This is a genomic window from Flavonifractor sp. An92 (genome assembly GCF_002159175.1).
In the GTDB taxonomy this organism is placed as follows: Bacteria; Bacillota; Clostridia; order Oscillospirales; family Oscillospiraceae; genus Pseudoflavonifractor_A.
Window position 1 is genome coordinate 137,934 of the sequence record NZ_NFGZ01000003.1, and the last position, 24,097, is coordinate 162,030.

Annotated in this window: 28 protein-coding genes; all 28 read right to left on the reverse strand. The window is 64.7% G+C overall.

Going from position 1 to position 24,097, the window contains the following annotated elements; translation table 11 throughout:
- Nucleotides 1–54: 54 nt before the first annotated feature.
- Nucleotides 55–702 (reverse strand): thiamine diphosphokinase, encoded by a 648-nt coding sequence (locus B5G43_RS03720; protein WP_087259127.1) that lies wholly within the window; start codon nucleotides 700–702, stop codon nucleotides 55–57.
- Entirely contained in the window at nucleotides 675–1,571 is an 897-nt protein-coding gene (rsgA, locus tag B5G43_RS03725; RefSeq protein WP_087259128.1) for a ribosome small subunit-dependent GTPase A, read from the reverse strand. The genes B5G43_RS03720 and rsgA overlap by 28 nt, the downstream gene beginning before the upstream one ends.
- Before the next feature lie 3 nt (nucleotides 1,572–1,574).
- Nucleotides 1,575–3,683 (reverse strand): Stk1 family PASTA domain-containing Ser/Thr kinase, encoded by a 2,109-nt coding sequence (pknB, locus tag B5G43_RS03730; protein ID WP_087259129.1) that lies wholly within the window; start codon nucleotides 3,681–3,683, stop codon nucleotides 1,575–1,577.
- A 15-nt stretch (nucleotides 3,684–3,698) separates the two neighbouring features.
- Nucleotides 3,699–4,430, reverse strand: a complete 732-nt coding sequence (locus B5G43_RS03735; protein ID WP_087259130.1) for a Stp1/IreP family PP2C-type Ser/Thr phosphatase — start codon at nucleotides 4,428–4,430, stop codon at nucleotides 3,699–3,701.
- Nucleotides 4,431–4,499: 69 nt separating this feature from the next.
- The gene (gene rlmN, locus B5G43_RS03740; RefSeq protein WP_087259131.1) at nucleotides 4,500–5,525 is read right to left on the reverse strand and encodes a 23S rRNA (adenine(2503)-C(2))-methyltransferase RlmN; all 1,026 of its coding nucleotides are present in this window, start codon (nucleotides 5,523–5,525) and stop codon (nucleotides 4,500–4,502) included.
- A gap of 2 nt (nucleotides 5,526–5,527) precedes the next feature.
- Nucleotides 5,528–6,142: a hypothetical protein gene (locus tag B5G43_RS03745; RefSeq protein WP_087259132.1), complete on the reverse strand. Its 615-nt coding sequence runs from the start codon at nucleotides 6,140–6,142 to the stop codon at nucleotides 5,528–5,530.
- Nucleotides 6,129–7,463: a 16S rRNA (cytosine(967)-C(5))-methyltransferase RsmB gene (rsmB, locus tag B5G43_RS03750; protein WP_087259133.1), complete on the reverse strand. Its 1,335-nt coding sequence runs from the start codon at nucleotides 7,461–7,463 to the stop codon at nucleotides 6,129–6,131. The genes B5G43_RS03745 and rsmB overlap by 14 nt, the downstream gene beginning before the upstream one ends.
- On the reverse strand, nucleotides 7,463–8,161 hold the full coding sequence (locus B5G43_RS03755) for a zinc metallopeptidase (RefSeq protein WP_087259134.1): 699 nt from the start codon (nucleotides 8,159–8,161) through the stop codon (nucleotides 7,463–7,465). Before B5G43_RS03755 ends, rsmB begins: the two co-directional genes overlap by 1 nt.
- 16 nt (nucleotides 8,162–8,177) lie before the next feature.
- A complete protein-coding gene (locus B5G43_RS03760; protein ID WP_242960442.1) occupies nucleotides 8,178–9,464 on the reverse strand; it encodes a glycosyltransferase family 39 protein in 1,287 nt (428 codons plus the stop codon).
- 3 nt (nucleotides 9,465–9,467) lie between these two features.
- Nucleotides 9,468–10,394, reverse strand: a complete 927-nt coding sequence (gene fmt / locus B5G43_RS03765) for a methionyl-tRNA formyltransferase (RefSeq protein WP_087259136.1) — start codon at nucleotides 10,392–10,394, stop codon at nucleotides 9,468–9,470.
- Nucleotides 10,395–10,889: a peptide deformylase gene (def, locus tag B5G43_RS03770; RefSeq protein ID WP_087259137.1), complete on the reverse strand. Its 495-nt coding sequence runs from the start codon at nucleotides 10,887–10,889 to the stop codon at nucleotides 10,395–10,397. It abuts the gene before it with no gap.
- A gap of 12 nt (nucleotides 10,890–10,901) precedes the next feature.
- On the reverse strand, nucleotides 10,902–13,367 hold the full coding sequence (gene priA, locus B5G43_RS03775) for a primosomal protein N' (RefSeq protein WP_087259138.1): 2,466 nt from the start codon (nucleotides 13,365–13,367) through the stop codon (nucleotides 10,902–10,904).
- 72 nt (nucleotides 13,368–13,439) lie between these two features.
- Nucleotides 13,440–13,637, reverse strand: coding sequence for a DNA-directed RNA polymerase subunit omega (gene rpoZ, locus B5G43_RS03780; RefSeq protein ID WP_087259139.1), 198 nt, complete (start codon nucleotides 13,635–13,637; stop codon nucleotides 13,440–13,442).
- Nucleotides 13,638–13,643: 6 nt separating this feature from the next.
- Nucleotides 13,644–14,288 carry a guanylate kinase gene (gene gmk / locus B5G43_RS03785; RefSeq protein WP_087259140.1) on the reverse strand — a complete coding sequence of 215 codons (645 nt, stop codon included), beginning with the start codon at nucleotides 14,286–14,288 and terminating at the stop codon, nucleotides 13,644–13,646.
- Nucleotides 14,285–14,554, reverse strand: a complete 270-nt coding sequence (locus B5G43_RS03790) for a DUF370 domain-containing protein (protein WP_087259141.1) — start codon at nucleotides 14,552–14,554, stop codon at nucleotides 14,285–14,287. Before B5G43_RS03790 ends, gmk begins: the two co-directional genes overlap by 4 nt.
- 15 nt (nucleotides 14,555–14,569) lie before the next feature.
- Entirely contained in the window at nucleotides 14,570–15,448 is an 879-nt protein-coding gene (locus B5G43_RS03795; protein ID WP_087259142.1) for a YicC/YloC family endoribonuclease, read from the reverse strand.
- Between the two features lie 113 nt (nucleotides 15,449–15,561).
- Nucleotides 15,562–16,053, reverse strand: a complete 492-nt coding sequence (locus B5G43_RS03800; RefSeq protein ID WP_087259143.1) for a hypothetical protein — start codon at nucleotides 16,051–16,053, stop codon at nucleotides 15,562–15,564.
- 37 nt (nucleotides 16,054–16,090) lie between these two features.
- Nucleotides 16,091–16,702 (reverse strand): DnaJ domain-containing protein, encoded by a 612-nt coding sequence (locus B5G43_RS03805; protein WP_087259144.1) that lies wholly within the window; start codon nucleotides 16,700–16,702, stop codon nucleotides 16,091–16,093.
- A 15-nt stretch (nucleotides 16,703–16,717) separates the two neighbouring features.
- A complete protein-coding gene (locus B5G43_RS03810; protein ID WP_087259145.1) occupies nucleotides 16,718–17,587 on the reverse strand; it encodes a DUF5685 family protein in 870 nt (289 codons plus the stop codon).
- Nucleotides 17,588–18,013, reverse strand: a complete 426-nt coding sequence (locus tag B5G43_RS03815; protein WP_087259146.1) for a SoxR reducing system RseC family protein — start codon at nucleotides 18,011–18,013, stop codon at nucleotides 17,588–17,590. It abuts the gene before it with no gap.
- Between the two features lie 25 nt (nucleotides 18,014–18,038).
- Nucleotides 18,039–19,271: a hypothetical protein gene (locus B5G43_RS03820; protein ID WP_087259147.1), complete on the reverse strand. Its 1,233-nt coding sequence runs from the start codon at nucleotides 19,269–19,271 to the stop codon at nucleotides 18,039–18,041.
- On the reverse strand, nucleotides 19,255–20,133 hold the full coding sequence (gene cdaA / locus B5G43_RS03825; protein ID WP_087259148.1) for a diadenylate cyclase CdaA: 879 nt from the start codon (nucleotides 20,131–20,133) through the stop codon (nucleotides 19,255–19,257). Before cdaA ends, B5G43_RS03820 begins: the two co-directional genes overlap by 17 nt.
- A 136-nt stretch (nucleotides 20,134–20,269) precedes the next feature.
- Nucleotides 20,270–20,707 (reverse strand): hypothetical protein, encoded by a 438-nt coding sequence (locus tag B5G43_RS03830; RefSeq protein WP_087259149.1) that lies wholly within the window; start codon nucleotides 20,705–20,707, stop codon nucleotides 20,270–20,272.
- A 93-nt stretch (nucleotides 20,708–20,800) separates the two neighbouring features.
- Nucleotides 20,801–21,925 carry an aminotransferase class V-fold PLP-dependent enzyme gene (locus B5G43_RS03835; RefSeq protein ID WP_087259150.1) on the reverse strand — a complete coding sequence of 375 codons (1,125 nt, stop codon included), beginning with the start codon at nucleotides 21,923–21,925 and terminating at the stop codon, nucleotides 20,801–20,803.
- Nucleotides 21,922–22,176, reverse strand: coding sequence for a DUF3343 domain-containing protein (locus B5G43_RS03840; protein WP_087259151.1), 255 nt, complete (start codon nucleotides 22,174–22,176; stop codon nucleotides 21,922–21,924). The genes B5G43_RS03835 and B5G43_RS03840 overlap by 4 nt, the downstream gene beginning before the upstream one ends.
- Before the next feature lie 92 nt (nucleotides 22,177–22,268).
- Nucleotides 22,269–22,742, reverse strand: a complete 474-nt coding sequence (gene ispF, locus B5G43_RS03845; RefSeq protein WP_087259152.1) for a 2-C-methyl-D-erythritol 2,4-cyclodiphosphate synthase — start codon at nucleotides 22,740–22,742, stop codon at nucleotides 22,269–22,271.
- The gene (ispD, locus tag B5G43_RS03850) at nucleotides 22,739–23,461 is read right to left on the reverse strand and encodes a 2-C-methyl-D-erythritol 4-phosphate cytidylyltransferase (protein WP_087259153.1); all 723 of its coding nucleotides are present in this window, start codon (nucleotides 23,459–23,461) and stop codon (nucleotides 22,739–22,741) included. The genes ispF and ispD overlap by 4 nt, the downstream gene beginning before the upstream one ends.
- Nucleotides 23,462–23,528: 67 nt before the next feature.
- Entirely contained in the window at nucleotides 23,529–24,005 is a 477-nt protein-coding gene (locus tag B5G43_RS03855; protein WP_087259154.1) for a CarD family transcriptional regulator, read from the reverse strand.
- Nucleotides 24,006–24,097: the final 92 nt, after the last annotated feature.

Consider the following 24,097-nt stretch of genomic DNA (forward strand, 5'->3'; position numbering starts at 1 on the left):
TTTCCACTGGTCTAAGCCAGTATACGCCGGAGGCGGCGGCTGGTGTGAATGATCTCAGTTCTCCCGCTGAGTGCGGATCAGAAGAGCCCGCCCGGCGGCGATCGATACGGTGACGGGCCCGTCCAGGGGCTCGTTGCTCACCGAAAGGGTGTCGCCTCGGGTGAGGGTGGCGTTGTCCAGGGGGTATTTCGCGCCCCGGATGGTGACGCCGTGGACCTTCCGGTCCAGTGGGATGAGGGAAAAATAGTGGTAACGGGGATAGGACGGCAGGACGACGCACTCATCGCTGAGCAGACGCACCTCGCTGTCCCAGTCCAGCAGAAGTCCGGTCCCACCCCGATCCCGGAACCACTCCAGGATGGTCAGGTTGGACGCGGTGTGGTCCAGTCTGGGCCCGCCCATACAGGCGCAGAGCAGGACGTCCTTCCAGCCCCGCAGGAGGGCCTGCTCCAGGGCGGCCTGGAGATCGGTCAGGTCTTTCTCGGCGGGCAGCGTGACATTGTCCGCGCCCACCTCCGGCGCGCCGCCCGAGTCCCAGTCCCCGATGACCACATCGGGGGTAAGGCCGGCGGCAGCGGCGTTTTTCACGCCGCCGTCGGCACAGATGACCTTCTCCGCCCCGGTGAGGTAGGGCGACAGAAAGGACCAGTCCTTGCAGGGGGCCGCGCCAAAGATCAGCACCCGTGGTCCTTGCGTTTCCACTCGGGCACCTCCTTTGCCTGCTGGTAGAGCCGCACATAGCTCTCGTGGCGGCTCTTGGCAATCTCCCCGGCCTTCAGGGCGGCCAGCACGGCGCAGCCCTTCTCCTTCACATGGGCACAGCCCTGGAAGCGGCACTGGTCCAGATAGGGGCGGAACTCCGGGAAGGTGGCGGCCAGCTCCTCGGGGCGGCAGGTCTCGGAGAACTCCTCCGTGTCGAAGGAGGAGAAGCCCGGGGTGTCGGCCACCACCGCGCCGTTTTTCAGCCGGAAGAGCTCCACATGCCGGGTGGTGTGGCGGCCGCGGCCCAGCCGAACGCTGACGTCTCCGGTCTCCAGGCCGAACTCCGGCTCCAGCGCGTTGAGGATGCTGGACTTGCCCACGCCGGAGTTGCCGGTGAAGGCACAGATCCGTCCGGCGATGGCCTCCGAGAGGGCGTCGATGCCCTCTCCGGTCTCGGCGCTCACCCGGAAGGTGCGGAAACCCGCTCGGGTATAGGTCTCAAAGAGCTCGTCCGCGCCATCCAGGTCGCATTTGTTGAAGCAAATGATGTTCTCACAGCCCTTGTAGGTAGCCAGGGAGGCCACCCGGTCGATGAGAAAGGGGTCGGTGATGGGAATGGCCCCCGACGCGATGATGACCAGCGCGTCGATGTTGGCCACTGCCGGGCGGCGGAAGGCGTTGCGCCGGGGCAGGATGCTGTCCAGTGCGCCGCTTCCGTCCTCCAGCTGCGTGTAGGTTACCCGGTCCCCCACCAGGGGGCTCTCCCCCCGGTGGCGGAATTTTCCCCGGGCCCGGCAGGTCACCGGGCCGTCCGGGCCGTCCACATAGTAAAAGCCGCTGAGTGCTTTGAAAATGATGCCTTCCCCCATGGCTTAATCCTCGTATGTCGTATCGTCTACCAATTGCTCGTCGATGTAGACCCGCACCTGAGCGGGCGGGGTGTAGGTGATGTTGGGTTTGACCACCTTGAGGCTGGTCTCCACCTGGGGGTTGTCATAGACGCTCTGCCCATTCACTTCCACGCGGACGTGGACCACGTCCCGGTCATCGGGCAGCGTGATGTTGAGGGTGCGGGTCACAGAGGCCGGAGGCTCCGGAGTCTGCTCCACCGGCGGAGTATTTTCAGGTTCCTTGGACGGACTGGGCGCTGCCGGCTCCGGACCCTTACTGACGGTGAGGGTGATGGAGGCTCCCTCGGAGACCTCGGTACCGGCCTTGATGGACTGGTCGATGACGATGCCCTCGGACACGCTCTCGTCGTACACGTCCTTCCGGACCACATTCAGCCCGGCTTTGGTGAGGTCATCATACGCCGCTTCATAGGACTGACCGATATAGGGGATGATCGTGATGGTCTTGGTGTCCCGGCCGGTGCTCACATAGAGGGTGACGGTCTGCCCCTCGGTGAGGGGACTGTTGGCCGCCGGGTCCTGGCGGATGACATGGCCGGAGGCGATCTCCTCGTGGGCCTCTTCCTCCAGCTTGATCTCCAGGTCCAGATCCAGCTGCTCCAGGGTGGTCTTGGCCAGATTGGCCTCCTTGTCATAGAAGTCCGGCATTTCCGGAGAATCCAGACCCTTGCTCACATGGACGGTGATGGTGCGGTTGCCCTCGGTATCGGTCACCTTGGTATTGGCGTCCGGGCTCTGAGAGGCGATCTTGCCCTCCTCTTCCGCCGAGCTCTCCTGCTCCCCTTCCACGATGCGGAAGTTACCGTTGAGCACTTCGGGCAGGTTCTGGGCCTCCTCCACCGTGTAGCCCCGCACATCAGGAACGGTGATCTCCTGGGTGGGATTGGAGAGGCTTCCGAACAGGGCCGTATAGAGGAAATAGCCGATTCCGATGAGGAATACCAGGATCACCGCCACCGCGCCCACAATGGGCCAGGGATTACGGCGCTCCTCGTCAACCTCCTCACGCGGGGGCCGGGTCCGGTTTTCCGCTCGGGAACGTCCAGTGTCCGGATTGTTCCGGCGCGTAGAACCGGTGTCCTGCCGGGGGATGCGCCGGGTGGCGTCCTCCATCTCCTCTTCCCGGAGGACCCGGCGGGAGCCGTGAGTGATGGCGCTGGGGGTATTGGCCCCGATGATTTGGGTGGGCTCATCTTCCCCGCTGGCCAGCTCAGGGGTGGGGATATCAAAGCTGATGTTGGGATTCTTTCGGAACGCCTCCAGATCGGCCAGCATGGCGTCGGCGGATATATAGCGCTTATTCACATCGGAGGCCATGGCCTTCAGCGTGATGGCCTCCAGAGCTTCGGGGATACCGGGCTCCAGTTCCCTCGGCGAGAGGGGCACCGAATTGATGTGCTGGATGGCCACCGCCACAGGGGAGTCTCCCTCGTAGGGCAGGCGCCCGGTGAGCATCTCATAGAGCACCACACCGGCCGAGTAGATGTCGCTGCGGGCATCGATGTGGCTGCCCCGGGCCTGTTCGGGGGAGATATAGTGGACCGAGCCCAGGGCCTCCTGGGTCATGGTGTTCTGGTTGGAGGAGGTCACCCGGGCGATGCCGAAGTCGGCCACCTTGATGCTCCCGTCCCGGAGGACCATGATGTTGTGGGGCTTGATGTCCCGGTGGATGATGCCTCGGCTGTGGGCGTGGGAGAGGGCCTTCATGATCTGGGTGATGAAGTGCAGGGCCTCTTTCCAGTTCAGCTTACCCCCCTGGCGGTGCATATACTGCTTGAGGGTGATACCGTCCAGCAGTTCCATGACGATATAGTCCACGTTCTCCCAGCGGGAGACGTCGTACACCGCCATGATGTTGGGGTGGGACAGCATGGCCACGGCCTGGGACTCATCGTGGAAGCGGCGGACGATGTCCGCGTCCTGAGCCAGATCCTCTTTCAGGATCTTGATGGCCACCAGGCGGTTGAGCCGGTGATCCCGGCCCTTGTACACCACCGCCATGCCGCCGGTGCCCACCCGCTCCAGGATCTCATATCGGTCGTCGAGTAATTTTCCTATGTATCGATCCATAGTCATTACCCTCCCTTATTCAAAGTGGATGAGCACGCACGTCACATTGTCCGGCGCGCCGCGGGACAGCGCGATGTCCAGGAGCCTCTGGCAGCAATCCTCTGCCGCGCCGCCGTGGATCACCTCATAGAGCATCTCCTGGTCGCTGACCACGTTGCTCAGTCCGTCGGAGCAGAGCAGCAGGCTCTCCCCCGCCGCCACGCTCTGGCGGAAAAAGTCGGGCCGAAGCTGTTCCTCGGTACCTAGTGCCCGGGTGATCAGATTTTTCTGCGGATGGTTACGGGCCTGTTCCGGGGTGATATCCCCCCGCCGGACCATGTCCTCCACCAGCGAGTGGTCCCGGGTGATCTTGCGGATGCCCTCCGGGGTGATGTGATAGGCCCGGCTGTCCCCCACATTCAGGAGATATGCCGTATCGCCCGCCGCCATCACGGCCACCATGGTGGTGCCCATGCCCCAGCAGTCCGGGTCGTGTTTGGCCCGGTGGTAGACCGCCGTGTTGGCCGCCTCGCTGGCCTGGGCCAGAACGGCCTCCGGCGCGGCGGGGGTGCCCTCCGGCAGGTGGCGCATGGTCTCCACGAACTGTTCCACCGCCAGGGTGCTGGCTACGTTGCCCGCCCGGGCGCCGCCCATGCCGTCGCAGACCAGAGCCACGACCAGCTTTTCCGAGCGCACGTCCAGATAGTAGGAATCCTGATTCTGCGCCCGGACGGCACCTTTGTCTGTGATTCCCCATGCTTTTATCATAAAAGACAGCCTCTTCTCCGCACGGATTTGACCTGCCCGCCTCCGTGCGGAGGGAGACGGACCGTTTCTTTACTGCTGCTCCAGCATCTGACGGCGGCGGAGCTGGCCGCAGGAGGCGTCGATGTCGCCTCCCAGTTTGCGCCGCACTGTCACCGTGACCCCCTGCTGCTCCAGACGGCGCTGGAAGGCCGCCACCCGGCGGCTGGGCTTCAGGGGGCTCTCCTTCACCTCATTGAGGGGAATGAGATTCACATGCCCCGGCGTCCCCTTCAGATGGGCGGCCAGCAGGTCGGCCTGCCAGTCGCTGTCGTTCACGCCGTCGATCATGGCGTACTCGTAGGAGATCCGCCGGCCGGTCTTTTCAAAATACCGACGGCAGCTCTCAAAGAGCCGCTCCACCCCCACCGCGCGGTTGACCGGCATAATGCGGGAGCGGGTCTCGTCGTCAGGGGCGTGCAGGGACACCGACAGAGTCAATTGTAACCGAAGATCGGCCAATTTGTCAATTTGGTCCACCAATCCGCAGGTGGACAGGGAGATGTGGCGCATGCCGATGTTGAGCCCCTCCGGATGATTCACCAGGGTGAGGAAGCGCATCACGGTGTCGAAATTGTCCAGCGGCTCTCCGATGCCCATGAGCACGATATTGGAGATAGGGGCTCCGGAGTCGATCTGGGTGAAGAGCACCTGGTCCAGCATCTCGGCGGGGGTCAGATCCCGCACTTTTCCGGCCAGGGTGGAGGCGCAGAAGGCACAGCCCATGCGGCACCCCACCTGAGAAGAGATACAGACAGTATTCCCATGTTTGTAGCGCATCAAAACGGTCTCGATGCAGTTGCCGTCGTGGAGCCGCCAGAGGTACTTGATGGTCCCGTCCAGGGCGGACACCTGCTTGCGCTCCACCGTGGGCGGGGCCAGCAGACAGGTTTCAGCCAGCTTCTCCCGCAGGGCCTTGGAGAGGTTGCTCATCTCGCCAAAGGAGCGCACCCCACGGTGCAGCCACTGAAAGACCTGCTTGGCCCGGAACGCGGGCTCTCCCAGGTCCTTGAAATAGGCGGTCATCTCCGCCAGGTCCATGGATTTGATATCGGTCATTTCTACTCTCCTCCGCCAAACGTGTCGGGCGGTTGCAGTCCGTATTTTTCGGTCAGGACCTCCGCCAGATCCGGTGTCAGCTCCTGCACCGGGCCCTGAGGCGCCGGGTGGTAGGGGCCGCCGCTGTAAGGTGCGCGGCCGGGCTCCAGCGGGAAGTTGGCCCGGGGGTCGTCGCTCTGGGCCCACACCTGGAGAAACCACCAGCCGTGCTCCTGCTCATACTCCAGATTCTCCGGCAGCGCCCCGATGAGCTCCCGGAACTCCGGGTTGTTTAGCAATTTGGGGTGGTACACCGTTTCCCGCCACAGCTCCAGGCCCAGCGCCGGGATGCGATAGGTGTAAGCCAGCTCCGGGTCCTCGCAGTCACACTCCACCTCGCCCTCCTGGGCCAACGCGGGGATCAGCTCCTCCACATGGGTCCGGATCAGGTCCACCCCGTGGTAGAGCACCCGGTACTCGGGCTCTTTATCCAGGCCGATGCGTGCCAGCCTGCCGTCCAGAAATTCCAGCCGGAAGGGGTGGGGCACTCCCGCCTGTACCGCCTGGGCCTCCTCCTCTGTCATACCTAGCCGAAAAGGTCCCAGGCCCTTCCGGGGGTAGAACTCATAGGTCTCCATCGTCACGTCTCCTCAGCTTGGCGAAGAAAAAGCCGTCAGTGCCGTGGATGTGGGGCCAGAGGGTGAGCATCCCGCTCTCCACCGTGCCGATGGGGCCCGGCAGGGTGAAGGGTTCTAATGTAAAGTCTTTTTGCTTGTCAAGGAAATCAGCCACCACCGCGCTGTTTTCCCGTTCCAGAACGGTGCAAGTGGCGTAAAGTAAAGTTCCTTGCGGGCGCACATATTGGGCGCAATTGTTCAGAATTTCGCTCTGGATTCTAGGAAGTCCCAACAATAGCTCAGGGTCCTTATAGCGGATGTCCGGCTTCTTCCGGATGATGCCCAGACCGGAGCAGGGCACGTCCGTCAGCACGGCATCAAAGCTGTTAAGCCATTCCACTTTACACTGTTTTCCGTCCTGCACCATGGCTTCCAGGGTCGAAATCCCCAGCCGCGCGGCTCCGGATCGGATCAGCTCCACCTTTTTGGGGTGGATATCGCAGGAGGTGATGCTCCCCTCCCCCGCCATCTGAATGGCGGCGGCAAAGGACTTGCCGCCGGGGGCGGCGCAAGCGTCCAGCACCCGATCTCCCGCACGGACGCCGGAGGCCAGCACAGCCAGCCGTGCTGCCGGGTCCTGGATGTAGAAGAGGCCCTCCTGGAAGGAAGGCAGGGCCTCCAGATTGCCGGTACCGCTCAGGAGGAGACAGCCCTCCAGCCAGGGGTGGGGCTGGGCCTCCACCCCTTCGGACTCGAGCCGCTCCAGCAGGGCCTGGGGCGTGATGCGCAGGGTGTTCACCTGGGCGGCCGTGGGGACTTCCCCGTTGTCGGCGGCCAAGAGTTCCTCCACTCCTTCCCCGCCCAGAGCCTTGGAGAACTCCTCCACCAGCCAGGCCGGGTGACTGTACCGGGTAGGCAGATCCTCCGGCATCGCGAGGCTCTCCCGCTCGCGCAGGAGGTTCCGCAAAATGGCGTTGACCAGCCCGGCGGCCCGGGGATTGCGGCAGCGCCCACGAGCCAGAGAGACCGACTCGTTTACTGCCGCCGAATCGGGCACCCGATCCAGGAAGAGGATCTGATAGAGACCCAGGCGCAGGCAGCCACACACGGCGGGCTCCATCCGCGCCACCGGAGGTTTGGCGAAGCGGTCCAGCAAGGCATCCAGGAGCATCTCATTCTGAAGTACCCCGCAGCACAGTCGGGTGCACAGACCCGCATCCCGGCTGTCCAGGCCGGCTTCGCGGATGGCTTTTTTCAAATACCCGTCGGACCAGGCGCCCTGGTTCTCACAGGCCAGAAGGGCGTCCAGGGCCACAGAGCGGGCGGTTTGCTGTTTCCCCATCAGTCTCTCCTCCTGCCGGCAAAGGCCAGCACAAAGCGCAGGAGCTGGGCCAGAGACACCAACAGCGCCGCCACATAGGTGAGCGCCGCAGCGGAGAGCACCTTCCGGGCGCCCCGCAGCTCGTCCTCGTCCAGCATCCGGGCGCTGCCCAGGGTCTCAATGGCCCGGTGAGAGGCGTTGAACTCCACGGGCAGGGTCACCAGCTGCACCGCCACGGCCAGGGAAAAGAGCACGATGCCGATGGCGAACAGCGGCTCGATATAGAGCACGAAGCCCAGGATGATGAAGATCAGGGAGAGCTGGGAGCCCACGTTGCACACCGGGATCATGGCGCTGCGCAGGCGGATGGGCTGATAGCCCACGGCGTACTGCACGGCATGTCCAGCCTCGTGGGCGGCCACCCCAATGGCGGCCACGCTGTTGGAGCCATAGACGCTGTCGGAGAGGCGGATGATATTGGTCCGGGGATCAAAGTGGTCGGTGAGGTGGCCGCTCACCCGCTCGATCCGCACGCCGGTGACGCCGTTGGCCCGCAGCACCGCCTCAGCGGCCTGGGCGCCGGTGTAGCCCCGACGGGCATAGACCGTGGAGTAGCGGCGGAAGGTGGAGCTCACCCGCAGCTGGGCCCAACCGGCGATGAGCATGGCGGGCACCAGCAGCATCCAATAATAGGGGTCCACATAGTAGAAAAAGGGCATGATATCCTCCTGTGAGTTACATGATCTGTCCCCCTGCCAGATACCCGGTCAGGAGCAGCACAAAACACACCAGCATCCCGGCGCTCAGGGCCGCCGACCGGCGGGGCTTCCCGTCGGTGAGCAGAGCGGCGAAGAGGAAAAAGGGCAGGGCGCAGGAGAGATAGCGCCCGGCGCTGAGCAGCCAGGACAGAGAGTAATCCAGAACAAGGGTGACATAGGCGTAGAGGGTCCAGGCGCTGCGGCACCTCTTCCCCGCCCACCAAAGGAGGGCGAAAAAGAGCGGGAAGAGCAGCACCTCGGGGATCCAAAGCTCCCACCGCACCGACACCGTTGGATAGGTCAGGGCGTTGCGCACCAGATAGGCCAGGGTGCGGGAGATCCACAGAAATCCCTGGGACCAGTGCTCCTGATGGACGGTGAAGGCGAAGGGATCTCCGTCCACCGCGTAGTTGAGGAGCAGATAGCCTGCCGCACCCAGCAGGGGCAGCAGCAATGCGGGGAGTTTTCGTAAGATACCCTTGACCCGCACCCAAAGGCTCCGCCCGTCCGGGGCGAAGAGCCGCTGTTCCACACACAGCTCGGCGGCGGCCACCCCGATGAGGAGCAGGCCGTGCATCCGGGTGAGGGCGGCCAGCACACCCCACAGACCAGCGGCGTACCACTGGTGGCGGCGAATGTGCCAGAGCGCGGCGGCGGTGGTGAGGAAAAAGAGTCCCTCGGTCATCATGGAGCCGAAAAAGAAGGCGTAGGGGAAGATGGAGAGGTACCACACGGTCCGCCACGCCACTCCTTTTCCGTAATCCAGAGCGGTCAAACGGAAGAGGTACACACACCCGCCGGCGTAGCTCAGCCAGGACACCAGGAGCCCGGACACCAGGGTATCCCCCACCACCAGGCGCACCAGACGGGTGATCCAGACATAGAGGGGGTAAAAGACCAGGAAAAGGTGCTGTCCGTTCTCCACATAGCCGTCGTAGCCCAGTTCCACCAGCCGGACATAGTGCCAGCCGTCCCAGCGCTCCCAGATACCCAGGAGCCCCTTCCCTTCCAGCTCACCGATCAGAGCGGCCAGCAGGGCTCCCAGCAGAAAGACGGCAAGGCGCACGCCCAGGGCCGCACCAAAGACCTGAAGGCAGGTGCGGCGGTCCACCTCACAGCCGTTTTTTTCGGTCAAGGCGGGGGCACGGAAGCGCTCTCCCAGCGGTGCACCGCAGGCGGAGACCCACCGCAGCACCAGGGAGAGGCCCAGCCCCACCACCAGGAGGCTGACCACCACGTCCCACAGCATCCAAAACCGCTCCATCTCTTACTTCTGAGGCTGGATGGGGTTGCCTCGCAGGTAATCGGCGGCCTTCATCCGCTTCTTTCCCACTGCCTGAAGCTCCAGGATACGGAGCACGGTTCCGTTGCCGCAGGCCATGTCGATGCCGTTTTTCCCGGCCTCCAGAACAGTGCCGGGGGCGGCATTCGTGGTGCTCTCCAGCACCTTGGTGACAAAGAGCTTCAGCGGCGCGCCGGTAATAGTCTCAGTGGTAGCGGTGGGCCAGGGCAGCAGGCCCCGGACCTGGTCGTGGATAGCCGAAGCCGGACGATTCCAGTCGATGGGCGAGAGCTCCCGGCTCAACATGGGGGCGAAGGTGACACCAGCGCTGTCCTGGGGCGTGCGGGGTGCGGTGCCGTCGGCGATGCGCGCCACCGTCTCCACCAGCAGCTCCCCGCCCATCTGGGCCAGACGGGCATACAGGGTCTCGGCGTTCTCGTCCGGGTCAATGGGCGTGCTGACCTGGGAAATGATGTCCCCGGCGTCCAAATCGTGGGCCATGTGCATGATGGTCACACCGGTCTCCCGGTCGCCGTTGAGAATGGCCCAGTTAATAGGCGCTGCTCCCCGGTACTTGGGCAGCAGGGACGAGTGGACGTTGATGCACCCCTTGGGGGGCGCGGCCAGGATATCGTCGGGCAGGATGCGCCCGTAGGCGGCCACCACGATGAGCTCGGGGTCCAGCTCCCGGATCTGGGCCAGGGCGGTGCCGTCCCGCAGTTTCGTGGGCTGGAACACCGGGATGTCGTGGGCCTGGGCGCACACCTTCACCGGGGTGGGCAGCAGCTTCATGCCGCGGTTCTTAGGCTTGTCGGGCTGGGTGAAGGCTCCCACCACGGTATGGCCCGCCTGAATGAGGGCCTCCAGAGAGGGCACGGCGAAGTCGGGCGTGCCCATGAACAGGATGCGCATTTACTCCTCCTCCTGTTCTTCCATCAGTTTGTCCAATTCCTCGTTGGTATACAGCTTGGGGGCCCGCTCGGTGAAGAGATGGCCGTCCAGATGCTCCAGCTCATGGCAGAAGCAGCGGGCCACGATCTCCTCGCCCTCGGCCTCAAACCAGTTGCCGTGGCGGTCCTGGGCCTTCACTTTGGCCTTCATGGGGCGCTTGACCACACCCCAGCGGCCGGGCACCGACAGGCAGCCCTCAAAGCCCTCCTGCTCGCCCTCGGTGGCGATGATCTCGGGGTTCACCAGCTCCAGCATCTGGTCATTCCCGTCCACCACGATGACGGCGCGGCGGAGAATGCCAATCTGAGGGGCGGCCAGACCCGCGCCGTTGGCGTGGGCCAGGGTTTCCTTCATGTCGTCCAGCAGACGGCCCAGCTTCTCATCGAATTTGGTGACCAGATGACATTTCTTGTGCAGCGCGGGGTCCTCGTCGGTCAGAATGGTGCGAATTGCCATAAAAATCTCCTCCTAGTCCAGGGGATCGATGTCAGCCGACACCGAGACACCCCGGTTATATGGGTCGCTCATGGCGCAGCGGAGGAGGTCCCCCACCAGCGTCCGGAGCGTTTTATTGTTTTTTCCGCTCATAGTCAGGCGGTAGCGATAGCGGTTGTTGACCTTGGCCACCGCCGCCGGGGCCGGACCCAGCAGCAGCACCGGGGGGCTCCCCGGCCTGGAAAGCCAGCTCTCCAGGGTGCGGCGCAGGCGCATACAGGTGCGCAACACTGCCCCTTCCTCCGCGCCGGAGGCGGTGAGGACGAAGAGGTCCCGGAAGGGCGGACAGCCCCGCAGTTCCCGCAGGGCGATCTCCTGCCGGTAGAAGGAATCGTAGTCCTGCCGCTTGGCGGCCAAGATCACATCGTTCTCCGGCGTATAGGTCTGGATGATGGCCCGTCCGGTCTTGCTCCCCCGCCCCGCCCGGCCCACGACCTGGGTGAGCAGAGAGAAGGTGCGCTCAGCGGCCCGGTAGTCGTCCACATAGAGGGACGCGTCCGCTGAGATGACCCCCACCAGCGTGACATTCTCAAAGTCCAACCCCTTGGCCACCATCTGGGTCCCCACCAGAATGGGGATCTTCTCCTTCTGGAAGCGGTCGAAGAGGGCCTCGTGGGTGTGAGTGGCCGACACGGCGTCGGCATCCATCCGCAGTACCCCTACACCTGGGAATCGCTCCTCCAGGGCGTGCTCCAGCCGCTGGGTGCCCGCCCCCACGGTGTGCAGCGTGCCGCCGCAGCTGGGGCAGGTCCGGGGCGCGGGCTCGGAGTGGCCGCAGTAGTGGCACATGAGCCGCCCGTTGGCCGAGTGGTAGGTGAGATACACCGAGCACCGGGGGCACTGGGGCACCTCGCCGCACTCCCCACAGGAGAGCATCCGGCTCTCCCCTCTCCGGTTGAGAAAGAGGATGGTCTGCTCGCCCCTGTCCAGATTCTCCTGGATGGCGGCGCACAGCGGGGCGCTCAGAAGCTCCCCATTGCCCTCCTTCAGCTCCTGCCGCAAATCGGCGATCACCACCTCCGGAAGAGCCTGCTGATTGTAGCGTCGGGGCAGGGTGAAGAGGTGATACACCCCCGTCTGAGCCAGGTACATGCTCTCCACCGATGGCGTGGCGGAACCCAGCAGCAGCAGTGCTCCGTGCTGCTTACAGCGGAACTTGGCCACCTCCCGGGCGTGGTAGCGGGGGACGTTCTCCGACTTGTAGCTCCCCTCCTGCTCCTCGTCCAGGACGATGAGCCCCAGGTTCTGCACCGGCGCGAACACCGCCGAGCGGGTGCCGATGACCACCCTTGCCTTGCCGGAGCGCACCCGCTTCCACTCGTCGTACCGCTCTCCGGCCCGGAGAGAGGAGTGGAGCAGGGCGATCTCATCGCCGAAGTGGGCGGTGAAGATGCGCAGGAGCTGGGGCGTCAGGGCAATCTCGGGGACCAGCACGATGGCCCCCTCGCCCCGGTCCAGGGCGGCCTGGATGAGGCGCAGGTAGATCTGGGTCTTGCCGCTCCCCGTCACGCCGTAGAGCAGCGCGGCGGCGGGGGCCTCACGGACCGCCAGGGCGTTCAGCCCCTGAAAGGCCTCCTCCTGGTCGGCGTTGAGGACCGGCGGGTCGGCGTGCTCCACCGGCGGGCAGAACACCCGGCGGTAGCACTCCCGCTGCTCCAGGGTGATGAGCCCGCTCTTTACCAGGGAGCGCAGGGTGGGCATGGAGGCCCCGGTGAAGTAGCACACCTCTTTGGCGGCGGCCTCCCCCACAGCGCTCAGCAGCTCCACCACCGCATAGCGCATGGGGGCTGACTTGCGCCGTTTGGCCACCTGTTCCAGGGCCTCCTCCGGAGGGACAGCCAGGGCGGCCACCGCCTCGGTTTTGTCCCCCACGCCCCGCATGGCGCTGGTCTCCACCTTTAGGATGCCCTTGTCTACCAGGGATTTCAACGCCGGGTTGGGGTCCCGGGTGCCGAAGGCGGCGCGGATGTTGCCCCGCTCGGCTCCGTTTCCGGCGCAGACCATTTCCACAATGGTCCGCTCGTGCTCGGAGCGTCCGGCGGCCTCGTAAGCCGCGGCGCGGTCCACGCCGGGCGCGAACACATAGCGGTCCTGGAGGGAGAAATAGAGCCCCGCCGGGAGCATGGCCCGGCAGGCGTCGTAGACTGTGCAGAAATACCGCTCCCGCATCCACAGGGCCAGGCGCAGGCCCTCCGGAGAGAGGACCGGCTTCTCGTCCAGCTGGGTGAGGATGGACTTGCACTTCGGCGGCGGCTCCATGGTCTCCACCGAGAGCACCAGCCCCTCCACCCGCCGGTTGCCCGCCCCAAAGGGCACCACCACCCGCACACCGGGGACCAGGCGGTCCCAGAGCTCCTCCGGCACCTGGTAGGTATAGGGCTTGTCGATGGCGTAGGTGGCGGCGGCCAGGGCGATGCGGGCCGCCCGGATGGGTTCCATGTCATCCCTCCTAAATCCCGGAAAAGGCAAGCGTCCGGTCTTGACGGCCAGGCGCTTGCCTTTGTGGTATGATTACTCCTCTTCCTGGGGGGTCAGCTTGCCCTCAGCCACCTCGCGGATGGCCAGGGTCACCGGCTTGTCCTCCAGGGACGTGCCGCTCTCCTCGGCCTCGTTGGCGATCTGGCGCGCCCGCTGGGCCACCACGTTGACCAGCATATACCGGCTGGGAATCTCCTCCAGCAGCTTATTCATGGGGGGATAGAGCATCATATGTCATCATTCTCCTTTTTCTTCCGCTGCGCCTTGCCCGGCCACATCGCTGATGAGGTGGATGCGGTTGCGGGTGCGGCAGCTCTCCGCGGTCAGGATGGCCATGATCTCGGCGGCCGCTTCGGACACCTTGTCATTGACCACCATGTAGTCATACTGTTGGATGTGGCGGTACTCCTCCCGGGCCTTCTGGAGACGGCCCTGGATGACCTCCTCCTGGTCGGTGGCCCGGCGGTGGAGGCGGCGGGACAGCTCCTCAAAGGAGGGCGGGACAATGAAGATCAGCACCGCCTCCGGGCACTTGGCCCGGACCTTGGCCGCGCCCTGGACCTCGATGTCCAGCAGCACGTCGATCCCGGCGTCCAGTTTCTCCTGGATGACCTTGAGGGAGGTCCCGTAGTAGTTTCCCACATACTCGGCATGCTCCAGCAGCTCGTCCCGCTCGATCATGCCCTCGAACTCCTCGCGGGAAACAAAGTTGTAATTGACGCCGTCCGCCTCGCCCACCCGGGGTTTACGGGTGGTGAAGGACACGGAAAAGTGGATGTCCTTCCACTCGCTGAGCAGCTCCGCGATCACCGTGCTCTTGCCGACGCCGGAGGGACCTGACAGCACAATGAGGGTCCCGCGTTTCTTTTTCTTCGATCTCATGCCTCGTCCTCCTCCGGCTCCGCAGGGGTCTCACGTCCCGCCAGCCGCCCCGCTACCGTTTCGGGCTGGAGCGCCGAGAGGACGATGTGGTCGCTGTCCATGATGAGCACCGCCCGGGTACGCCGTCCATAGGTGGCGTCGATGAGACAGCCCCGGTCCCGGGCCTCCTGGACCATACGCTTGATGGGGGCCGACTCGGGGCTCACGATGGCGATGAGCCGCCCGGCAGAGACCATGTTGCCAAAGCCGATGTTGATCAGTTTCATGCCTGGGGCCTCCCGTTATTCGATGTTCTGGATCTGCTCACGGATCTTCTCGATCTCGCCCTTCAGATCCACCACATAGCGGGCGGTCTCAATGTCGCTGCACTTGGAGCCAATGGTGTTGGCCTCCCGGTTGAACTCCTGGATGAGGAAGTCCAGCTTCCGGCCCACCGCGCCTCCCTCGCTGAGCATATGCTCCAGCTGGGACAGGTGGCTGCGCAGGCGCACCGTCTCCTCGTCCACCGCCACCTTGTCGGCAAAGAGGGCGGCCTCGGTGAGGATGCGCCCCTCGTCCAGCTGGGTGTTCTGGAGGACCTCCTGCATCTTGGCCTCCAGCCGGGCGCGGTAGTCGGCCACGATGCCGGGGGCGCGCTCCTCCACCTTGCCGGTGAGCTCCGCGATGGTAGCGGCGCGGTTGCGCACATCCTGGGCCAGCTTCTCGCCCTCCCGGACGCGCATGGCGTTGAAGTCATTCAGCGCCAGGTCCAGCACCGTGCAGATGTCCGCGGCCACCGTCTCCAGGTCCTCTGTGGCCTTTTCCACAAGGAACACATCGGGGAACCGGGAGAGGAGCGACACCGAAATGTCATCCCGCAGCTCGTAGCTGTCCCGCAGCTCCCGCAGAGCGTTGAGATAGCCCTCCGCCACCGGGCGGTTGACCGAGATGCGGGCGTCGCCCTCCTCCGACGGGCCGATGGTGACAAACACATCCACCTTGCCCCGGGAGATGCTGGCCTGGACCCGGCGTTTGATGGCGTCCTCGGCAAAGACGTAAATGCGGGGCAGCTTGACGGTGCAGTCCAGGTAACGGTTGTTCACCGAGCGCAGCTCCACTGTGATGGGACGGCCATGGAGGACCGCCTCTCCCCTGCCATAGCCGGTCATGCTTTTGATCAAAGGGGACTCCCTCTTTTCTTCCTCTGGATTGGGGCGCACCCGCCCCGAGAGCGGACGGCCTGAGCCGTCCTGGGTATTAACTTATTATATCAGATTCCGCGCCGCTTGAAAAGTCATTTCAGCAGCACGGGGTCCACCCGATGGAGATACAGGGCGATGAGCTTGGAAAAGCCGTAGTCGTAGACGAGGAAGGCGAGGTTGCCCACCAGGTACACCAGGCCGGTGCCCACCAGAGGCTCCGGCAGGAAGGGCAGGAAAAACTCCGCCAACAGGAAGTAAAAGAGGGTGAGGATGGCGTTGAAGAAGAGCAGCTTGGCCAGCAGCTCCAGTCCCCGGGGCAGGCGCTCGCACAGGGACTTCACCACCGGATAGAGCCCGAAAAAGAGCAGGTACAGCAGCGCGCAGCCCTTGTCCGGCACCACCAGCAGCCCCAGAATGGCCGCGGCGGCGTAGCACATCAGGCCGCCCCGCAGGCCCACGGAGATCACGGCCGCGGCGGGCACCAGCCCGGCCAAAGCTACCATGCCCAGCCGGCCGCCGGGCACCACCGAGGCCACGTACAAAAGCGCCAGAGACAGCGCACTGAGCAGCGCGGGAAGGGTCATGCGCCGGGTCCCTCCCCGGGATGCAGGCCGGGCCACGTCAATATCCTCCGCAGCCGCCGCACAGGCAGTTGAGGCACATCATGGTGGTACAGCAGTCGCAGGCGTCCGACCCGCCGCCGTAGCCGTAGGGACGGTAGGCCTGCCCACCCTGCTGCATCATAGCCAGTGCCTGGCGGTACTCGCCGTTGGTGGGGTCCAGCCGGCAGGCCATCTGGTAGTGCTGCATAGCCTCGTCCAGCCAGCCCTTGCGGTAGGCGATGCTGCCCATGAGGAAATGCCACTCGCCGTTCTGGGCGGGGGCGGTACGCAGAAGCTGTTCGGCCCGGTTCAGATCCCCCAGGTTGATGGCCTGGCGGGCCTGCTGGTAGATAGTACCGCTGCTGCTTCCCTGCTGCTGATAGCCGCCGCTGCGCTGGTAGCTTCCGGCGCTGCCGTAGGTACTCTGAGAACCGCTGCCCCGGCCTGCCCGCTCCTTGGTGATGGCCTCATAGGCGGCGTTGATCTCCTTCATCTTCTCCTCGGCCAGATCGGCCAGAGGGTTATTCTGATAGTTGTCCGGATGGTACTTCCGGGCCAGCTCCCGGTAGGCCCGTTTGACCTCGTCATCGCTGGCGCTGGGGTCTACGCCCAATACACGGTAAGGGTCCATGTGTCCATTCTCCTTCTATCGCGGCCTGCCGCGTTTTTTCGCGCTCCAGCAGCCCTGGAACACCAGGTCCTCCGCCCATGGGAGACCCAAATATAAGATATTCTCTACGATGCCCTGGCGGCATCCCAACTCCAGCAGTGCGCAGGCGGAGCAGGCCAGATTGCGGGAGTGGCGCAGAGTGAGCCGGACCTCCTCCCGGTGCTCCCGGGCCTGTCCGGGAAAACGCCGCAGAATCGGATTGTAGCTTCCCGACTGCTCGTCCTCGTTCAGGTCGTCCCAGGCGTCCACCAGGTAAATCCACCGGCCCACGTGGTACAAGAGCTCACCCATGGCCCGGTCCCGCATGGGGTCGCCGGTGGGAGGCGCCGCAGCGCGCAGGATGCGGGCAAAGGCATCGGCGGGCCGGTCCAGCGAGGGACAGCCCTCCCGCTCCAGGGTGGAGAGCTCCGCAAGGCAGGTCCGGGTGGTCTCATCGAATGCGGGCTGCGCCTTCGCCGCCCGCCGGTAGGCTCCCCGCAAGAACAGCCCTGCCGCCCGGCAGGCCATCGCCTTCCAGAAGGAGCCGTCGGCCACGCCGTCCCGCAGCTTCCACCAGGTCAGGATGATGCTCTCATCGGCGGCCAGATCCAATGCCGGGTGTGCGGTGAGGCAGGTGCGCTTCCCACACCAGAGCTTGGCGGGACAGCGGCAGGAGGTGAGATTCGGCTTCTCTTCCGCAGGCAGGAGCAGCAGCGCCAGAAAGGTGAAATCGTAGTTGAGGGACAGCTGGGCCCACAGCCCGTGCCGGCGGCCCAGAGCGGCGCACAGCGCGCAGTAGGCCGCGCGGTAGTGCTCCCACTCCTTGACCTTCAGCTCCCCACGCAGCGGACGCACATAGCCGAACACTCAGCGGCCCTCGACGGCGGTGATGGAAAAGGCGGTCATGTTCCGCTGCTTCACCACCCGGTTGACTGCCACGGCGACGGCGATGCCCGCTGCAAATCCCACGCCGCCCAGAATAAGGCCCGTGTTCTCCGAGCCGGTCACGGCAGCGCCTGCAAAGCAAAACACAAAGAAGAGGAGCAGCGGCAGCAGATAGACCACCGCGGCGATCCAGAGCACCTGTCCCGAGCGGCTCTCCACCCGCACGGTGTCTCCGGGCTGGGCGCCCAAAGGATTGGACGCCACCGCCGTCACCTCACTCTGTACCAGCATTTCGCTGCACCCGCCGCCGCATTTGGAGCAGTCGTGGCCGCAGGCCGATTTCCGTTTCACCGCGATCTCCGCCCGGCCGCCGGGCAGGAGCCGATTTACGCGGGCTGTCTGTTCCATGGATCATGCCTCCTGAGTGTTACCGTCAATTGCGCTGGACGTTGACGACGATCTTGTACTCGCCCACCACGCCCACGTTGCTGCTGCCGTCCAGATAGACCTTGGCGTCTACGGTCTGGTTGCCCCGTCCGGCGTTGGACAGGTCGGCCACGATGCGCAGCTGGGAGGGGATGACGGCATCCACCGCCTCCTGCTCGCCCCGGATCTGCACCTGGCAGGACAGGGTGACCTTCTCCGGCGTACAGCCCTCCGGGTAGTTGATGAACTGAATGTTGTCCACTTCCAGCGTACGGGTGGCAAGGCCGGTGATCTTCACCGTGACCTTGGCCTGGGTAATGCCGCTGACATTGTTCAGCCCCGCCTCCAGCGGGATATCAAAGGTATAGGTGTTCTGACTGAAGACCTGGCTCAGATCGATCTGGCCCAGAACGATCTCGTCCTTGGTGGCCAGGTCCTCCTCACTGCCCGAGATGGTGATGGTGCTGGGCTCGATGTCCACCTCGGCGTTGTCCGCCGTGGCGCCGCCGCCGGGCAGCAGGTCCACCTTCAGCTCCACTTCCTTGAGCTTCACCACCGGCAACGTCACCTGCACGGTGCTCACATCGGTCTCCAGGTTCAGGCTCTTCACGTCCAGCACCTGGCCGTCAAAGCCGATGAGCTGGAACGGCATTTCGCCGGTAAAGGTCTCGCTGAGGGGTTCGTCCCGGGAGATGGTGACCAGCGCGTAGTCCACCTGGTTCACCGCATCCTCTTCGCCGTCCACCAGGATGGTAGAGGGCGAGAAGGCAAATTCACCCTGCTGGAACCCGTCGGCCACGTCTCCGTCAAAGATGCCCTTGACCTCGATGCTGCGCTGGGTGCGGCGGGCGACGGTATAGGCGATGTTCTGTGCGGTGGAACCGGTGATGCTCACCGCGTTGTTAGACACGCCCACCGGCAGAACGATGCGGTAACCGGTGGAGTAGGTGCCGGGATTCTCGATGCCGGAGACGTCCACCGACACGCTCATGGTGCTGGAGCCCAGCTTCAGCAGCGTGCTCCAGGTGGTGCGCACCGACAGGTTGATAGTCTGGTTGGCGCCCTCTGTGATCATCAGGCCCCGCTCGGCCAGCTCCTCTTCCCCGGTAAAGACCACCGGGACATTCCGAATAGTGTAAGTATCCTCATTGCTGTTGATATAGCCCACATAGACCCACAGCACAATGGCTATGAGGATGGACAGTGCGATGTATGCCCCTCGTTTATTCGTGTTCTCCATCGTCGTTGGCTCCCTTCTTAGACTTCAGGAGGTTGAAGAGATTGAATTTTTGATCGCCGACGCTCTTCTGGGGCAGCAGCTCATTGTGGAGCACCCGGTTGAGGGTCTCGGGAGCCAGGTGCCGCTTGAGCATGCCGCCCACGGCCACCGAGATGGAGCCGGTCTCCTCCGAGACGATGGCCACCACCGCGTCGGAGTGCTCGCTGGCGCCGATGCCGGCCCGGTGGCGCATGCCCAGATCGCGGGACAGATTCACATTGCCCGACAGAGGCAGCACACAGCCCGCGCCCACAATGCGTCCCTTGCGCACGATGACCGCGCCGTCGTGAAGGGGCGCCTTGTTCCAGAAGATGTTCTTGAGCAGCTCACTGTTGACGCTGCAGTCCAGCGCGGTGCCGGTCTTGATGGCGTCATCAAAGAGGTTCTTGCGCTCAAAGACCATCAGCGCGCCGGTCTTGCTCTTGGACAGAGAGGCATAGGCCTCCACCGTCTGCTGGATGGCATGTTCGATCTCATCCGGCACTTCCGGATGGCTGAACATGTCTCCCAGGCTGCTGCTGCCCACCTGCTCCAGCATCTTGCGGATCTCGGGCTGGAAGAGGACCACCAGAGCCAGGACACCATACTCCAGCACACGGCTGAGGAAGAAGTTGATGGTCTTGAAATTGAAGATCTGGGCCACCAGCAGTGCCACCAGAATGAGCAGAACGCCCTTTGCCACCTGGCCGGAGCTGGTTCGGCGGACCAGTACGATCACTTTATAAATGATGAAGGCCATGATGCCCATATCGATGATATCGGCGATATGGACCAGGCGCAGATAGCTCAGCGCATTTTCAAACAACATCAGCAGTTGTTCCATGGATAACGTCTCTCCCTCCGGGCGCGGGACAGCTCTTTTCGTGCAATCGCGCGGCTTACGCCGCGCGATTTGCCCCAGCCATTCATTCAGTAACCATTATTATACTGTCTTTCCCGGCCCTTGGCAAGCCGCCAGGCTATGAATGTTCTGTTAATTTTCCGCCTGTCCCACCGCGATGCAGCAGCCGGCGCAGCCTCCGGTCCAGCCGGATGGCGCCCGCTGAGAGCGGAACCCAGAGCAGCGAATAGGGCAGGCAGATCTGCCCCAGCAGGTTGAAGGGCACCCGGGAGTAATCCCAGACATCCAACCCCAGGACAAGATTGATCCAGATCCCCGCCGACAGCTCGCAGGCGGTGACGATGGTCCCGCCCAGAGTCGCCTGGAGCCAGAGCGGAGCCCCTTCTCCCAAGTGCCGCCCGATGTCGCCCAGAATGACGAACAGCACGCCGCCCAGCAGGGCCATGGTCCAGTGCGAATGGCCCCGCCAGGTCAGCTCGATGGCGTAGTAGACCGCCCCGCCAATGCTCCCGCAGAGGAGTGCTTCGCCGGGGCGGCGTGTATTGGTCTGTTGCATCGCGTTCCTCCCCGGTCCGCCGGTCAAAGGAGGCGGACACGGGTTTATCATACCCAGCCGAAGGCATTTTCCTGCGCCAACGCCGTTTTTTTGTCAGCCGCGGCGGCTGGCAAGTCCGGCGACGGCGGCGGTCAGCGCCTCCACCTCCCGCAGATGATTGAACGCGGAAAAACTGACGCGCACCGTGCCGGTCTCAAAGGTCCCGGCGGTTCGGTGGGCCAGGGGCGCGCAGTGGAGCCCGGCGCGGACGGCAATGCCCCGCTGGGCCAGGGCCTCCCCCACCGCCTCACACTCCAGCCCGGCCAGGCGGAAGGACAGCACGCCCGTCTGGCTTCCCAGAGGACCGGAAAAGACCTGTGCGCCGGGGACCCGGCGGAGCCGGGCGGCAGCCGCCGCAGTGAGCTTCGCCTCGTGCTCCCGGATGCGGCGCAGGCCGGTGCGCTGCACAAAGCGCAGGCCCTCCAGGAGCCCCGCCACACCGGTCATGTTGTGTGTGCCCGCCTCCAGCCGGTCGGGCAGGAAATCCGGCATCATGGGCTGGGCCGAGGCGCTGCCCGTCCCGCCCTCCAGAAGGGGAACGGCGTCCTCCCGGCCGCACAGCAGGAGCCCGGTGCCCTGGGGCCCATAGAGCCCCTTGTGACCCGGCATGGCGATAAAGGTGGCCCCCAGCTCCTCCAGAGACAGGGGCAGCACCCCCGCCGACTGGGAGGCGTCCACGATGAAGGGTACCCCGCGCCAGCGGCACAGGGCGGCGATCTCTTCGACGGGCAGGGCAAATCCAAAGACATTGGAGACGTGGGTGCAGATCACCGCGTCGGTGCCGGGGACCACCAGGCGCTCAAAGGACCGCAGCATGGCCGAGCGGTCAAAGAGCGGCGCCTCTGCCACTGCAATGCGGGCGCCCAGGCCGTGGAGGGGCCGGGTGACGGCGTTATGCTCGTAGCCAGAGATGACCGCCCGGCCTCCCGGGGGCACCAGGCTCTTGATGGCGATATTCAGGCCGTGGGTGGCGTTGAAGGTAAAAATGACCCGCTCCGCCGGACAGCCGAAGAGCTCTCCGACCAGGGCACGGCAGCGATAGGCCGTCCGGGCGGCCCGGGCGGCGGCGGGATGACTCCCCCGCCCCGGGGTGGAAAGGCTGCTCACCGCCCAGGCACAGGCCCGGGCCACCTGGGGCGGCTTTTGCAGGGTGGTGGCGGCGCTGTCCAGATAGATCATAGCCCCACCTCCCGGTAGCTCCCGTCCCCGTTCTGGAGAAAGACCCGCTTGGGGCTCAGGCCCTGCCGGGCCAGGGTGGTCAGGGCAAGGGCCAGGTTGCGCTCGGCGATTTTGACCGAATAGCCGCACCCCTCTCCGGCGATGATCCGGGGCGAGCGCATCAGGCGGGCGGCGATCCCCACCCGCTCCAGCACGGCGGCAGTGCGCTGGGCATAGGTGAGGGAACGGCAGACAATGAGATAATAGACCATGACAGAACGCTCCTCTCGCCTCAGTCTATGCCGTCCCTCCCCGTCCGGACACAGCAAAAGGCGGCAGAGAATTGCTTCTCTGCCGCCTTGGTTCAAATTTCCTCCAGCAGGGCCACGGCGTGGGCCGCCATGCCCTCTCCGGAGCTGGTGAAGCCCAGCCCCTCCTCGGTGGTGGCCTTCACGTTCACCCGGTCAGGAGAAATCCCCATCCGCTGGGCCAGATTCTCCCGCATCTGGGGGATGTGGGGAGCCAGCTTGGGACGCTGGGCTAGGATGGTGGCGTCCACATTGCCCACCCGGAGCCCCTTGGCCCGGAGCATTTCCATCACCCGGTCCAGCAGCACCAGGCTGTCCGCACCCTTGTAGGCCGGGTCGGTGTCCGGGAAGGCGTGGCCGATGTCCCACAGCCCCGCCGCCCCCAGAAGGGCGTCCATCACCGCGTGGGTGAGTACATCCGCGTCCGAGTGGCCCAGCAGGCCTTTTTCATAGGGGATATCCACGCCGCCCAGGATGAGAGCCCGCCCTTCTGTCAGGCGGTGAACGTCGTAGCCGTGTCCGATCCTCATGTCCGCTCCCTCCATTCCAGCAACGCCTCCGCCACCGCCAGGTCCTCCGGGGTGGTGATCTTCAGATTGGTGTAAGAGCCCTGGGTCAGGGCCACCGGGACCCCCATACGCTCCACCGCCGCGCAGTCATCCGTGAGGGAGATCCCGTCCTCCACAGCCCGGGTCAGGGCGGTGCGGATGAGGTCTGTGTCAAAGACCTGGGGGGTCTGTACCGCGAAGAGCCTAGAGCGGTCAGGCGTGGCGGTGACGATGCCACGCTCCGCCTCTTTGACCGTGTCTTTCACCGGTACCGCCGGGGCGGCGGCACTTCCGGAGGCCGCGGCGGCGATGGCCGCCTCCACTACCTCCCGGCTCACCAGCGGCCGGGCCCCGTCGTGGATGGCGACGATGGGGTACTCCTCCCCCACCGCCTCCACACCGGCTAGCACCGACTCGGTGCGGGTGGCTCCGCCGGAGACCACCTTGCTCACCTTGGAGAGCGCCGCCTCCCGGCAGAGCTTTCCCACCTCGACCAGGTGGTCCGACCGGGTGACCACGATGATGGCCCCCACGGAGGGGCAGCTCTCCAGTGCCCGCAGGGTATGTATCAGCACCGGTACGCCCCCCAGAGGGGCGAAGAGCTTGTCCTGGCCCATCCGGGTGGAGGAGCCGGCCGCGGGCACCACCGCCGCGCAGCAGGGCGGCTGCGCCCCTTTGCGCCGCCGTTGGAAGATCCCCATGTCGCTTCCCGCCTTTCATCACGAAAAAGGAGCCCGAAGGCTCCTCCTCGAACCGTATTCCATCTTATTACGCCAGGGCCGTGTTGATGCGCTCCTCCACATCCTCATAGCTGGCATTCTGGGAGAGGACGATCTCGGAGATGAGGATCTGTCGGGCCGAGTGGAGCATCTTCCGCTCCCCGGTGGAGAGACCGCGCTCCCCGTCCCGCAGGGACAGGCCCTTAACCACCCGGGCCACTTCCATCAGATCTCCGCTCTTCAGCCGGAGCATGTTCTCCCGGTAACGCTGGTTCCAGTTGGAGGTCATCTCCACCTGGATGCCGGGGATGGCCGCAATCACACGCTCCGCCTCTTCCCCCTGGACAATGGGCCGCACGCCGATCTCCTCGCTGTTGTGGGTGGGGATCATGACCAGCATACCGTTCAGCGGCAGCTTGAGCACATAGTAATCCCGTACCACACCGTTGACCTTCTTCTGCACGATGCTGTCGATCACACCGGCGCCGTGCATGGGATGAACGATTTTGTCACCGACCTGAAACATAGCTCCCACCTCCTGGGCACTCCGTCGCAGTCCAAAACTCCCTTCGCTTCCATAGATGTACTTCTATTATATACCCCGGCCGAAAACCTTGC